Genomic DNA, 13,101 nt, shown 5'->3' with positions numbered 1-13,101 from the left:
CGTACACAATCCCGTGGACTTCAGCTTTAATAATTAGCAGGAGCTGTCCTAAAATGGACCGACTTTAAGCCGGACGGGTTGTGTACACGAGATTGCAATGAACAAGTTAAGTTGTTTTCTCATAGCACTTCACCCTTTCCATTTGTTTTTTTCATTATACGAAAAGGCCTTCTTTAATGCAAACTATTTTTCCATTTATTCCGATAATTCAACTGCAAATCCTTAAAGTCCTCTTGAAATAGGTAGAAGAAACCTTTACTGTTTAATGCACGGGTTGTTAGGGAAGGGTATATAGAAGCATTTTATCTCTTATACACAAAAATTTTTGGAAGGAGTAAACATGAAAAAAAATTCAGAGGGTAAAGGTCAATCATTTAATTTAGTTTTCATCGTTTCAGCAGCAGTTATCGCCGTTTTAGTTTTATTTGGTGCTGCAGCCCCATCGCTTTTTGAGGCTGGAGCCAATCAAATCTTCGCATTTACTACGCAATCCTTTGGCTGGCTTTATTTGCTGGCAGTCTTCTTCTTTGTTCTTTTCTTATTATTTTTAGCGTTAAGCCGATATGGAAGAGTGCGTCTTGGCAGGGATGACGAACGGCCGGAGTATTCATTTTTCACATGGATCGGCATGCTTTTTTCTGCAGGGTTTGGTGTCGGACTGGTCTTTTGGGGAGTAGCCGAACCGATGAGCCACTTCTTTACCACTCCTTATGCTGACACAGAACCATTAACACAGGAGGGTGCCCGCTTAGCGATGGGATATTCCTTCTTTCATTGGGGACTCAGCCAATGGTCTGTTTTCGCAGTTGTAGGTCTGATTATTGCCTATTTTCAATTTCGCAAAAATCAAAATGGCCTGATTTCAACAAGCTTATCCCCTATGATAAAAGAGGGTCGGCATAAAAAACCATTGAACCAGACGATCGATATTCTGGCTGTGATCGCTACCATTATGGGTGTAGCCACCTCACTTGGCCTTGGAATTCTCCAGATTAATGGAGGGTTAAATAATGTGTTCGGATTGCCAAATAACGCCACGGTTCAGGTCATTATCATTGTCATTTTAACTGCCCTGTTTTTGGCTTCTACTGCTACTGGCATTGATAAGGGAATTAAATGGCTGAGCAATATTAATTTAGGGACAGCGCTTTTGCTGATGCTGTTTGTATTTATTTTTGGCCCAACCGTTTTTATCCTCGAAACCTTCACTCTTGGATTGGGTGACTATTTACAAAATTTCATTCGATACAGCCTTCGTCTTCAGCCTTACCAGGGTGGAGAATGGGTAAATGACTGGACCATTTTCTATTGGGCATGGGCTATCGCATGGTCTCCATTTGTCGGAGCATTCGTTGCACGGGTATCAAGAGGAAGAACCATTCGGGAATTTGTGGTAGGGGTGCTGATCATTCCGCCCGCTATCGCCTTACTCTGGATCGCTGTATTTGGAGGAACCGCACTGCACTTTGACTTGTTTGGCGGAACATCAATTGCACAAGCTGTGAACAATGATGTCACGAGTGCATTGTTTGTGACATTTGATGAACTTCCTTTAAGCTTTATTTTATCTACATTATCTATTCTATTGATCTTAACCTTCCTGGTTACATCAGCTGATTCTGCCACGTATATTATCAGCAGCATGACTACAGACGGAAGTCTCAATCCTCCGTTGTCTGTCAGAATCATCTGGGGTGTGCTGATGGGGGCAATCGCAGCCGTCCTTCTGATCGCAAGCGGACTGGAAGGCTTGCAAACGGCGTCACTTATTTCCGCCCTGCCATTTACCGTGATTCTGATCCTGATGGTGTACACCTTATTCAAATTATTAAGAAAAGAAGTCCCAAGACCTAAAGTTAAAAATAAATAAAAAAACGCCGGCTTTTTCCAAGGAAAAAGACCGGCGTTTTTTTATACTTCCACTGGCTGATTTTGACGGATGAGATCTGCTGTCAGCTGACCTGATAATGTAACCATCGGTACGCCTCCGCCCGGATGAGTGGAGCCTCCGACAAAATAAAGATTTTCGTATAGTTCGCTTTTAGCAGGAATTTTAAATCCGCTGTTCTTCTTGCGGTCTGAAGCTACTCCATAAATCGAGCCGCCGTTAGGTCCGTAAAGTTCCTCGAGATCCTCCGGTGTAAAGCGGTATTCAAACTCAATGGATTCACGAAGTCCTGTCATGCCCATGCGTTCCAGTTTATCTAACACAATTTCTCTGTACTGGTCCCAGTCGAATCGTCCGTGGTCTCCTTCTTTTAAAGGCGGCACATGAGTTAAGACAAAGAGATTGTCTTTGCCGGGAGGCGCCTGCGTATCGTCAGAGCGTGCAGAGATGCCGATATAAACAGTAGGATCATCCGATGGTATTCCTTTTTCAAAAATATCATGGAATTCTTTTTCCGGATTTTCTGAGAAAAAGAAATTGTGATGCTTAAGATTTTCAAATTTGCGGTCCACACCGAGAAGAAGAACAAGACCTGACACACTTGGCATAAAGGTCTTATTTAATTTCTTCGCTTCCTTTTTCGCCTGATTTTTTGGCACAAGGTTGCGGTAGGCCGGTATTGCTTCCAGATTTGAAACGACAACATCTGCTTTGTAATAAGTGCCATCCTCTGTCACAGCTCCTGTAACAGCCTTTCCGTCAAGCACTAAATGATCCACCGGTGCGTTTACCTTCACATCCACCCGCAGTTCGTCCATCAGTCTTTTCATTCCAACCGCAATATTGTACATTCCGCCTGTCACGTAATGAATGCCAAGTCCAAGCTGCACATAAATCAATTGATTTAAAATCGCGGGTGCCTGATAAGGATTCGAGCCTACATACATGACAAAGAAATTAAAAAGCTGCTCAAGATGAGGATTGTTCAATCGCTTTTTTGTTCCCTCTGCCACTGTGCTCATCGGGTCCATAGCAAGTAAATCTTTTAAAGTATGATGCTTTTTTAAATCTTTCAGGTCTGCCAGGCTGTATTTATAAAAGCTCTTCATACACAGCTCGTACATATTTTCGGCATAGTTAATTAATTCCGTCATGCTTTTGGCAGAGCCGTTTTCCACTTTCTTCATTTCACTGATCAGATTTGGAAGATCGCTCGTTACGTCTAGCTGAACGCCATCTTCAAAAAATGTCCGCCATTGCGGCTCGATTCTCTCAATTGGTATGTAATCCTCTACCCTGCGGTGGACGCTTGAAAAAAGCTGTTCCAGCACCCAGGGCATGGTCAGAATGGAAGGTCCTGTATCAAAGGTGAATCCCTTTCCCTTGCGCTGGTTAAGCTTGCCTCCTACATTGCTGTTTTTCTCAAGCACCTGCACCTCGTATCCGTCCGCATGAAGACGGATCGCCGCAGACATGCCTGCTAATCCTGCACCAATGACTAATGCTTTTTTCTTTTCCATCATTCCACCCCTACTCTTTTCAAAATATAAATGGAAGTAATCGAGCCCTGCGGCTCATCCATTTTTCATACTCTGGTCCAAACTTTTCGATAAGCAGCTTCTCTTCATACCGGATTCGTTTCAGCAGCATGAAGCCTGTTAATAGCCCTCCAGCTACAGCTGCAATCAAACTGGTAAAATACAGCGCCATTCCTACAGCAATAAACAGAAGCCCTGTGTATAAAGGATGTCTGAGCCTCCTGTATGGTCCGCTGCTGACAATCCCGTCTCCCTCTCGAACAGTCACATGTCTTGTAAACTGGGATTTTAAATGTGTGATGCCCCAGAATCTCAGGATCACCCCCATTAAAAAAAGAAGGAATCCCAGTGTTTTCATAGGAAGCACTAAGCTGTCTTCTTCCCTGAATTCCTGAAGAAACAGTGCTGCTGCGATAGTGATAAATAATGAGGTGAAAATATACAGGAAACTGCGTGTTTCCAGCGGGTCACCCTTTCCTGTCCCTCTGTTTCGGAATAGGATAAACTCACTTACCCAGATGACGCTTATCAGGATAAAAAGCCCATCAAGGATGGTCATAAACTGCATCACATCCTTCTTTGATTCTCTCTTAAATATATAGAACATTCTGAAACAAAACAATCCATAATCGGCTGTTGTCATCTAAATGATTCCAATGGCAGTCTTCCTTACTATTGCCTCTTTTAGACAAGAAGAAACCTCCCGCAGCCGGAAGGTTTCATTGATTCTTTTAAGCTGTTTTATTTAAGTCATCATCCACCACGATCGGATGAAGGCCTGAATCACTCGCTGCCAGTCTCGCACGCACTGTTATAAAGAACGCGGCAGCAGACGCAATGGTAATCAAAGCAGCTCCGCCATAGGCTACTTTAATCGGAAGTCTCAATCCAATTTCCGCATTTAAAATATAGGTAAAGGTTGCCATAGTGATAAACATTGCCGGCAACACTGCAATCCAGTAGTTTTTCCGCTGAAGAGCCAGATACATAGCGCCGACCCATAGGGCGATCATCGCTGTTGACTGATTTGCCCAGGAGAAATATCTCCATAGAATGTTAAAGTCGATTTGAGTGAGAGCGATTGATAATACAAAGAGAGGAAGAGCAATCCAGATTCTGCTCATCATTTTCTTTTGCCCTACCTTGATATAGTCGGCAATGATCATTCTCGCGCTTCTGAAAGCCGTGTCCCCTGACGTAATCGGCAGGACGATGACACCGATAATAGCAAGTGTTCCTCCAATAGCACCAAGTGTGGTGATGGAAACTTCTCTTACAATGGCAGCAGGTCCACCGGCAGCCAGAATTTCATTAAGGTTTTCACCGCTGAAAAGCGCCATTCCTGCAGCTGCCCAGATCATCGCAATAATTCCTTCTAAAATCATCATCCCATAAAAAATCTTGCGTCCCTGATTTTCTTTTTGCGTCGTTCTTGAAATAATTGGTGATTGAGTAGCATGAAATCCGGAAAGGGCTCCGCATGAAATAGTCAGGAATAATAACGGGAATATAGCCAATCCACCCGGATGCATGTTTTGAAGCGTAATCTCTGGGATCGGATGTCCCTGGACAACAAGCGCTCCCCCTACTCCGATTGCACTGATTAGCAGCAGCGCCCCGAAAATCGGGTATAGACGTCCAATAATTTTGTCGACTGGCAGCATGGTAGCCGCAATATAGTAAATAAAAATGGCAGTAATAATGACACCCATTGAAATCCATGCAGGTGTTATATCAGCAATTAACGCTGCAGGTGCCGTAACAAAAACCGTTCCGACCAGAAGCAATAACAAAATCGAAAACGCATTGACAACATGCTTAAACGCTTTTCCTAAAAACTTTCCTGCAAGCTCCGGCAAGTGAGCTCCCCGGTTGCGTATGGAGATCATTCCGGTCAGATAATCGTGGACTGCTCCGGCAAAAATACAGCCGAACACAATCCAGATAAAAGCAACAGGTCCGTAAAGAGCTCCCATGATTGGACCGAAAATCGGACCTACTCCTGCTATATTTAAAAGCTGAATCATGGAATTTCGTTTTGTATCCATTGGAACATAATCAACGCCGTCTGCATGAGAATAAGCAGGTGTGAGACGTTCATTTTTCACTCCAAAAACTCTTTCCACAAACTTGCCGTACGTAAAATAACCTATAATAAGTATGACGATTGATGCGAGAAAGGTAACCATTTATTTTCCTCCTCATAATAGTGTATCCGCTTACATCATACTTGCTTTCTTCCTTTTTTGGACGTGTCATTGCCCAACATGACGAAATTGGCGATTAAGATGTTCATATTGGCGATTAAAATTTCGTCTTCAGCTTCTACAAGGTGGCTGTTAATTGGTATAATCATGAAAAATACTTGTTATGTCAACAACGTCATGGGGGGAGGCTGAACAAAATAAAAAAAATGGTTGCGCTGCTGCTATCACTGACTATAGCAGTCTTGAGCGCCTGTACTGGGAACATACAAGGTGAAGAAAAACTGCAAAATGAGGCAGTTGCAATTAAAGTCAGTCTGCTTGAAAAGTATCAAAGACCGTTTCATGTGCTTGAGATAAAGGAGCACACTGCACAATTAGGAGGACAGGCAATTATTCAAGCAAAGATCGCACCGGCTGGAGAAGAAGAGCTTCATTTCACGCTGGAAAAGGTTCCGGGCAAAGAAGCGTTCACAGAAAATTATCTGGCTGAAAAGTGGAACAGGGATGCAGAAAACCTTGTTCAATCAGAAATTGCAGCAATATATGGTGCGAATGCCGTTGTTCAATTTCAGTTTTCAGTAAGAGAGAGTCTTATGGAGGAGGAAGTGATTACCTCCGAGCAGCAGGATCTGCTCTATGCATTGTCTAACGAACAAGATCAGCTTGTTCCTTTTGTTCAGGTTATTAACAGCCAAAAAGAAGTGAACGATGAAGTTGAACTAAAAAAGCTTCTTTCCTTAATCACATTTTCGAAAGAAAACAATCTGCATCATACAAGGATTTCGCTGGATATTTACGCGGAAGAATTTGAGAAAAAGATCATGCAGCATCCAAAAAAATTTCTTGAATTACCTTTTCCAGAGCGGGTCGAGTTTATTCAAAATGACCGTATTTTGTTTACCCTTCTGCTTGAAGCTCAAGACACGGCATCTGTAGAAACTGTACAAGATCTTAATAAAATAATAGAAGAGGAAGAATGAGACCCAGTAGTTTCAGCCTTCCTCGTTTTATACTTCAAAGATGTTGAGCCCGCCGTTTAATCTAAAGCTCAAGTCTTTCCCTCAGTTCTTTCACATAATTACGGCTTACCGGTACGTGATCATCACTGTTTTTAAGCTTCAGCTGGTACATACTTGTACTCCAGGAAACCAGTTCTTCCACTTTGCTGATGTTCACCAGATATCCTTTATGCACTCTGAAAAATGTGTATCCGGTTAATTTTTGCTCGAGCTCCTTTAAGGTTGTTTTAGAGGCAAGCTTCTCTTTTTCCGTCACAATAAATGTATCCCGGCCCTCCCGGTAAATATAAAGAATCTTTTCCGGTTCTAAATAGTAAATCCGGTCTTCTCCCTGCACCGCCAGTTTACCGGAAGCTGCTTTACTTGCAGGAGCAGCGGCAAGCTGCTTTTTCTGTAGAAGGCGTTTTACCGTTTGAGCTACCTGAATGTCGTCAAAAGGTTTTAAAAGATAGTCCACTGCGTCTAAACGAAACGCTTTAACTGCGTAGTCAGGGTAAGCAGTTGCAAAGATGACAAACGGAGGATTCTTCAGCTTTTGCAGGGTTTCTGCCAATTCAATTCCACTCATTCCTGTCATTTCAATATCTAGAAACACAGCATCTGGTTCTTTCTGCACGATCAGCGCCAGTCCTTTTTCAGCTGAACTGGCTTCCCCAATGATATTCAGCTCGGAATGTTCGCTTAATAAATGCACTAATTCCTGCCGGCTGAGCGGTTCGTCGTCAATTACGATTGTCCGCAGCTCCATATTCATGCCTCCCCCATCTCTTCGTTCACCTTTATTCTAAATGTAACAGCCGTTCCTTCTTCTTTAGCTGATCTTACATGAAGACCTGATTCTTCCCCAATCATTTTGACCAGGCGGGTATGAACATTATGAAGTCCAATTCCGGTTCCGTGCACTGATTTAACAGGAGCTGTTAAAAGAGTTTCAAGCCGGTCTTTTTCAATCCCCGTCCCATTGTCACTTACGTTAATGGTGATCTGATCGGAAACCCTGGTACTCGACAGAATCAGCTTCCCATCGGAGGATTTATGCTTTAAGCCATGCTTAATAGCATTTTCCACAAGCGGCTGCAGCGTCATGGAAGGAACTTTGCAGCCCATGGTTTCCTCTTCTATTTCATAGTAAACTGTCAGCCGATCGCAAAACCTTGCTTCTTCAATGGCAAGGTAGGCTTTGACATGATCAACTTCCTCCCTGAGTGTCGAATAATTTTTCGTTGCACCAGCCAGATTCTGCCTAAAGAAAGAAGACAACGCGATTAGAAGCTTTCTTGCTTTGTCCGGATTCGTACGGATCAAAGAAACAATTGTATTCAGCGCATTAAATAGAAAGTGCGGACTAACCTGCGCCTGCAACGCCTTGATCTCGGCTTCCTTTGCCAATGCCCGGTGCTTTTCAACCTCTGAAATTTCAAGCTGATGACTAAGAAGTGTCGATAATCCTGAGATCAGCTCCAGCATAATAGGTGAAATCATTCGCTGAGATGAAAAATATACTTTCAACGTTCCAATCGTCTGGTCCTGACGATTTAAAGGAGCTATTACAGCAGCCTGCAGATTACAGCTTTTTTCATTGCAGCCTATCGCATCCCGTCCCACCGTTAGACCTTTACCGGTTGCGATTACATATTTGGTGGCATCGGTACGAATTTCATGACCGCTTTGATGATGGCCGGCCCCCTCCCCGATATGTGAGAGAATATGCTTACGGTCAGTGATGGCGACTGCCAGTGAAGGAATTTCCTGATATAAGATGGAAGAAACTTCTGCTGCTGAAACAGGGGTCAGCCCTTTCCTCATATGTGTAAGCGTGAGATTGGCAATGCGGAGAGCCTTTTGTGATTGAACGGCTCCCATTCGTTCTTCCTCCTGGATCACACTTCTTATGATTAAAACGAAGAGAGCGGTTCCAATTGCGTTGGCTACAATCATAGGAATGCCAATATCCTGAACAAGTGCAAGGGCTCTATCAAATGGCCGAGCAACTCCTAAGATGATCAGCATTTGAATGGCTTCTGCAAAACCACCTACCAGAAAAGCGATCTGCGGGGTTACAATTCTGTTTTTCTTCTGCTTCGCTGAAATCATTCCGGCGATAAATCCTGCCGCAATGGTCGCAATTCCACAGGCGACGCCGGTAAAACCCCCAAGGAAAATCCTGTGCACACCTGCGACTATACCCGCTCCTGCCCCAATCTTCCATCCCCCAAGAAGGCCCGCCACAACCACGCCAAGCACCCTCGAGTTCGCAATTGCCTCGTCCTCATTGAGCACCCTGGTCCACCGGTCCATCGAGTCTTCGACCGGGTTTATAATGATTCCTGTGTATGTTCCAATTATGCCGAAGCAGCCGAAAATCACCACGAGCAAAAGCCGCTGTCCCGTATTAATACTCGACTGGGGATCAAACAGCCTTCTGAAAAATGGCAGTCTCGTTAAAATAAACGCCACAGTTACGATGATCCCAAGGCGTTCAATCATTGCTAAAACCAGCATTTCACTTCCTCTTTTCTCTTTCCTGATAACGCCATCATACCATCACTTTAGAAGATTTCTACACTAAAAAAAGGATAGATGCAAACCCGGTTTGGCTGAATATGTTACGATGAAGATTACAGAATTATGAAAGAGGGTATTTTACAATGTACAGCCATGGGAAAAAGATTTCAGGCGATGTCCTCGATCAGCAAACTCGCTGTATCCATTACCATACACAAAAAGATATTATTGCGATTAAATTTTATTGCTGCAATACCTATTATCCTTGTAAAAGCTGTCATGATTCACATGGATGCGGAAACCACTCCGTGTGGCCTGCAGCTTTATTTAACGAAGAGGCTATTTTATGCGGAGCCTGCGGAACCGAGTTAACCATAAATGAATATCTTAACTGCCAATCTATTTGTCCAGCCTGTTCATCCTCATTTAATCCGGGCTGCAGCTTGCATGCTTCTTATTATTTTGAAACTCGGCACCGCTGAACACGATAAAAGATAGATCTCAGTCACACTGTAGCTTTTTTGTCGTTTCTATGAACTTTCATTCAAGTTAAAGTTGTATCTTGTAATCTCCCTATTATTCATGGTTAGATTAATAGGATCACTATAAAAGGAGTTAATCCAAATGTTACATTACCGTTCATATACATCCGATCCGGTCCTTCCCTGGGTAACATTTATCCATGGTGCCGGAGGAAGTTCCAGCATCTGGTTTAAGCAAATTAAAGAATTCAGAAAGCATTTTAACGTGCTGGTCGTAGATTTAAGAGGTCACGGACAGTCTGAACGCGGGCGCTGGAAAAAAGGCGACAGTTTTATAGAAGTTTCTAAAGAAGTGGTGGATGTTCTTGACCATCTTTCTATAAAAAAATCACATTTCGTCGGCGTTTCACTCGGAACGATTGTGGTTCAGACATTATCTACTCATCATCCGGAGTATGTAAGTTCATTAGTACTCAGCGGAGCAATAATCAAACTGGACATCCGCACAAAGCTTTTGCTGTGGATCGGACGCACAACTAAACAGTTCGTCCCTTATATGCTTTTATACAAACTATTCGCCTGGATTATCATGCCTAACCGTTCACACGAGGAATCACGGCTTGCCTTTGTGAATTCGGCTAAAAAAATGTGCCAAAAAGAATTTATCCGCTGGTTTTCACTTACAAAAGTGATCAATCCTTACCTTGACCGGCTGCAGATGGAAACCAACGGCCTGCCGACAATGTTTATCATGGGGGAAGAAGATTATTTATTCCGTGCCCCTGTAGAAGAACTCGTGCGCCGCGATTCAACGCTGGGTCTTATCACGATTCAAAAAGCAGGTCATGTCTGCAATATTGATCAGCCTCAGACCTATAATGAAAAAACCATTGCCTATATCAAAGGAATTGAATCATTAATCAGTACATCTAAAACCATCTGATTGGGTTCAGATGGTTTTATTTTTAGGAGGTGAGTATATTGCTGAAGGAATTTAAAAAGTTTGCTATGAGAGGCAATGTGATGGATCTTGCCATTGCCGTAGTCATTGGCGCGGCGTTCGGTAAAATCGTTACAGCACTCGTGGACAATATCATTACCCCGATTATGGGCATCTTGCTTGGCGGCATATCCTTTGAAAATCTATCCTTTCCAGTCGGTGATGCTGTTGTTACATATGGTTTATTTATTCAGGCTGTCATCGATTTTATTATTATTGCATTTGCCATCTTCCTATTTATAAAACTTCTTAACCGATTTAAAAGCAAGAAAGAAGCAGAAAAGCCTGTTCCTGTTCCCGATCCTCAAACCGAGCTGCTGCGGGAAATCCGGGATCTATTAAAAAAAGAACAAGAACCCGACTCAAAACAAAATCCACTGGAATAATTGAGGGCACTGAAAAAGTCTATACAAGAAAGATGACGCTTAAGAAACAGAGCGTCATCTTTCTTTTTTGTTTATAATGTTCGTAATTGAATTGAAAGCGGGTGAATGCATGATTTTCAGACAACAGTCCTTAAACTTAAGTCCATACTCTGCGCTTTATGATTTAATCATTCCTGCTGACCACACCTTGAGAAAGATAAAAGAACTGGTCGATATCTCATTTGTTTATGATGAACTCGAGAAAAATTATAATGTGCATCATGGTCGTAACGCGATCGATCCTATTCGAATGTTTAAGTACTTGTTTCTTAAAATTATGTATGATCTTTCAGATATTGACGTTGTTGAGCAATCAGAAACAGATATGTCTTTTAAGTTTTTTCTGGATATGAACCCTGAAGACCCTGAAAATGGAATTAAAGGAGGGGTTTTTGGGCTAGGAGAAAACCCTTTTAATATTAGCACTAGTTTTTTTAGTGCCCTGCTTCTAAGTGAGGGGGCTTTATTTATACGCATGCTTCATAAAAATCATTAATACAACGGGGCGAAAACAGAAACACTCCACATAATAAACATAAATGATACAATCAGCCAAAATGTATTATTTATTGTACTCTGATTTGCAACTGATTTTTTTATAATTGCAACTAAATTCAAACAAAAAATAATACATAATATTGGCATAAAAAGCTCTGCGATAATTGCAAAAAAATCCAACAATTAATTTCCCTCCCCTTCTGAACTTTGATTTTATCGTTAAAATAGAACATGAATTTTATCGGTCAATTCCATTATACCCCAGCAAAGGTGAAAACGTACTAATCTATTTGCAATACTAACATTAATTTTATTTCTGATTTTATAAGTAGTCCTATGAAGAATTTCGTTATCAATAAAAAAAGCTCCTAACAAAAGCTAGGAGCTACCACATTCAATAAGTCTATTAGTATTTAGGTTTGGTTACAATCACAGATTTACTTCTTACCCACGTGTCATCATCTAATTTAAAATATCCATCTCTATATTCTTTAGCATCATAGTCTCTATACTCAAGCTTGCCCATATAGTGTGCACCATCAGGTGCTTTATATACATTCACTCCCCATCCTTCTGGGTAAGCTGAATGAACTTTAAAAGGTTTATAGATTGCATACTCTTTCGGCAACCACTTTCCAGCCCCTACACTATAATAACCTGGTTTTTCTCCATATACTGAAAATACAACTCCATGGTTAGCTTTTCCAGCATATTCTCCATCATTATTATATAGATTAACACCATATCCTTCTACATAATCAACTTTTACATATGCATAAGAACCGTTGCTAGGATTATTTGCAGGATCCCCCGCAGGTGGTGTACCCCCTAATGTTTCTCCAAGATAATCTAAAGGATCTACTGAATTTGATTTTGAACTATTCCAAAGACCTTTATGTAGTTCAAAATGCAAATGCTGACCGGTAGATAGTCCAGTGCTACCCATATACCCGATAAATTGTCCTTGGCTAACTGAGTCTCCAACATCTAAGGAACTAGCAGATCTCAAATGGGCATAAACCGTTTCATATGTCTGCCCACCTATATTATGCTTAATGAAAACTGTATGACCGTACGAAGAACTATAGTAGCTACGGGTAACTACACCTGCAGCAGATGCAGATATATTTACTGTACCAGATTTAGCAATATCAATACCGTAATGCACTCTGCCAAATTGACTAAGATAATCTGGATCTTTATAGCCCGCAGTAATTGTCCCTTCGGATGGCCAGTTGAAAGTTGCAGCTGAAGCCTTATTATTTTCCCCCACAAAATTAAATACCCCAAATGCCATAACTAGTACAAGCAAATATTTCATGACTTTTTTCATTATTTCCTCCTATTTTCACTCTATTATTTGGGCCCAATTAATTATAGCCTTACATTACAATTTTTTTACATAATTAATTTGTTTCAACTTTTTTATATGATTATATTGTTATAATAATAACCTAAAATATGAAAATAATTCTATTTTTACATTTTTATTGAAATTACTTTTATTCTAAATTTAAACTATTACTGCATACATAGCCT

General features: G+C 41.5%; 12 protein-coding genes and 1 pseudogene. 6 read left to right on the top strand and 7 right to left on the bottom strand.

Annotated features, from left to right (window positions below):
* Window positions 1-340: 340 nt before the first annotated feature.
* Window positions 341-1,870 (top strand): glycine betaine uptake BCCT transporter, encoded by a 1,530-nt coding sequence (locus ACQCT8_RS11225; RefSeq protein WP_426871138.1) that lies wholly within the window; start codon window positions 341-343, stop codon window positions 1,868-1,870.
* A 41-nt stretch (window positions 1,871-1,911) separates the two neighbouring features.
* Here the strand turns inward: ACQCT8_RS11225 and ACQCT8_RS11220 are convergent, their stop codons facing one another.
* The 4 genes from ACQCT8_RS11220 to ACQCT8_RS11205 form a co-directional block, all read right to left on the bottom strand.
* On the bottom strand, window positions 1,912-3,408 hold the full coding sequence (locus ACQCT8_RS11220; RefSeq protein ID WP_426871136.1) for a phytoene desaturase family protein: 1,497 nt from the start codon (window positions 3,406-3,408) through the stop codon (window positions 1,912-1,914).
* 19 nt (window positions 3,409-3,427) lie between these two features.
* Window positions 3,428-3,985, bottom strand: a complete 558-nt coding sequence (locus ACQCT8_RS11215; protein WP_426871134.1) for a methyltransferase family protein — start codon at window positions 3,983-3,985, stop codon at window positions 3,428-3,430.
* A 172-nt stretch (window positions 3,986-4,157) separates the two neighbouring features.
* Complete coding sequence (locus ACQCT8_RS11210) at window positions 4,158-5,615, bottom strand: carbon starvation CstA family protein (RefSeq protein ID WP_426871132.1); 1,458 nt, start codon at window positions 5,613-5,615, stop codon at window positions 4,158-4,160.
* 35 nt (window positions 5,616-5,650) lie between these two features.
* Complete coding sequence (locus tag ACQCT8_RS11205) at window positions 5,651-5,782, bottom strand: hypothetical protein (protein ID WP_426871130.1); 132 nt, start codon at window positions 5,780-5,782, stop codon at window positions 5,651-5,653.
* A gap of 93 nt (window positions 5,783-5,875) precedes the next feature.
* On the opposite strand from ACQCT8_RS11205, the gene ACQCT8_RS11200 reads away from it, so the two are divergent.
* Window positions 5,876-6,613 carry a hypothetical protein gene (locus tag ACQCT8_RS11200; protein WP_426871129.1) on the top strand — a complete coding sequence of 246 codons (738 nt, stop codon included), beginning with the start codon at window positions 5,876-5,878 and terminating at the stop codon, window positions 6,611-6,613.
* A 61-nt stretch (window positions 6,614-6,674) separates the two neighbouring features.
* Here ACQCT8_RS11200 and ACQCT8_RS11195 read toward each other — a convergent pair whose 3' ends face one another.
* The gene (locus ACQCT8_RS11195) at window positions 6,675-7,400 is read right to left on the bottom strand and encodes a LytR/AlgR family response regulator transcription factor (protein ID WP_426871127.1); all 726 of its coding nucleotides are present in this window, start codon (window positions 7,398-7,400) and stop codon (window positions 6,675-6,677) included.
* A gap of 2 nt (window positions 7,401-7,402) precedes the next feature.
* Entirely contained in the window at window positions 7,403-9,154 is a 1,752-nt protein-coding gene (locus ACQCT8_RS11190) for a LytS/YhcK type 5TM receptor domain-containing protein (RefSeq protein ID WP_426871125.1), read from the bottom strand.
* 146 nt (window positions 9,155-9,300) lie between these two features.
* Between ACQCT8_RS11190 and ACQCT8_RS11185 the strand changes: the two genes are divergently transcribed.
* The 4 genes and pseudogenes from ACQCT8_RS11185 to ACQCT8_RS11170 all read left to right on the top strand — a co-directional run.
* A complete protein-coding gene (locus ACQCT8_RS11185) occupies window positions 9,301-9,639 on the top strand; it encodes a CHY zinc finger protein (protein WP_426871123.1) in 339 nt (112 codons plus the stop codon).
* Window positions 9,640-9,781: 142 nt separating this feature from the next.
* Entirely contained in the window at window positions 9,782-10,582 is an 801-nt protein-coding gene (locus ACQCT8_RS11180; protein ID WP_426871121.1) for an alpha/beta fold hydrolase, read from the top strand.
* A gap of 29 nt (window positions 10,583-10,611) precedes the next feature.
* A complete protein-coding gene (mscL, locus tag ACQCT8_RS11175) occupies window positions 10,612-11,025 on the top strand; it encodes a large conductance mechanosensitive channel protein MscL (RefSeq protein WP_426871119.1) in 414 nt (137 codons plus the stop codon).
* 109 nt (window positions 11,026-11,134) lie between these two features.
* Window positions 11,135-11,428 (top strand): annotated as a pseudogene (locus tag ACQCT8_RS11170) (transposase); the annotation flags it as partial.
* Window positions 11,429-11,968: 540 nt separating this feature from the next.
* Here the strand turns inward: ACQCT8_RS11170 and ACQCT8_RS11165 are convergent.
* Window positions 11,969-12,895, bottom strand: a complete 927-nt coding sequence (locus tag ACQCT8_RS11165; RefSeq protein WP_426871117.1) for a M23 family metallopeptidase — start codon at window positions 12,893-12,895, stop codon at window positions 11,969-11,971.
* Window positions 12,896-13,101 lie beyond the last annotated feature (206 nt).

Origin of the sequence: Jeotgalibacillus proteolyticus, assembly GCF_050107735.1 — a bacterium.
GTDB classification, from domain to species: Bacteria; Bacillota; Bacilli; order Bacillales; family Jeotgalibacillaceae; genus Jeotgalibacillus; species Jeotgalibacillus proteolyticus_A.
Note: the sequence above shows the minus strand (reverse complement) of the source record. Positions and strands in the feature narration are given on the sequence as shown.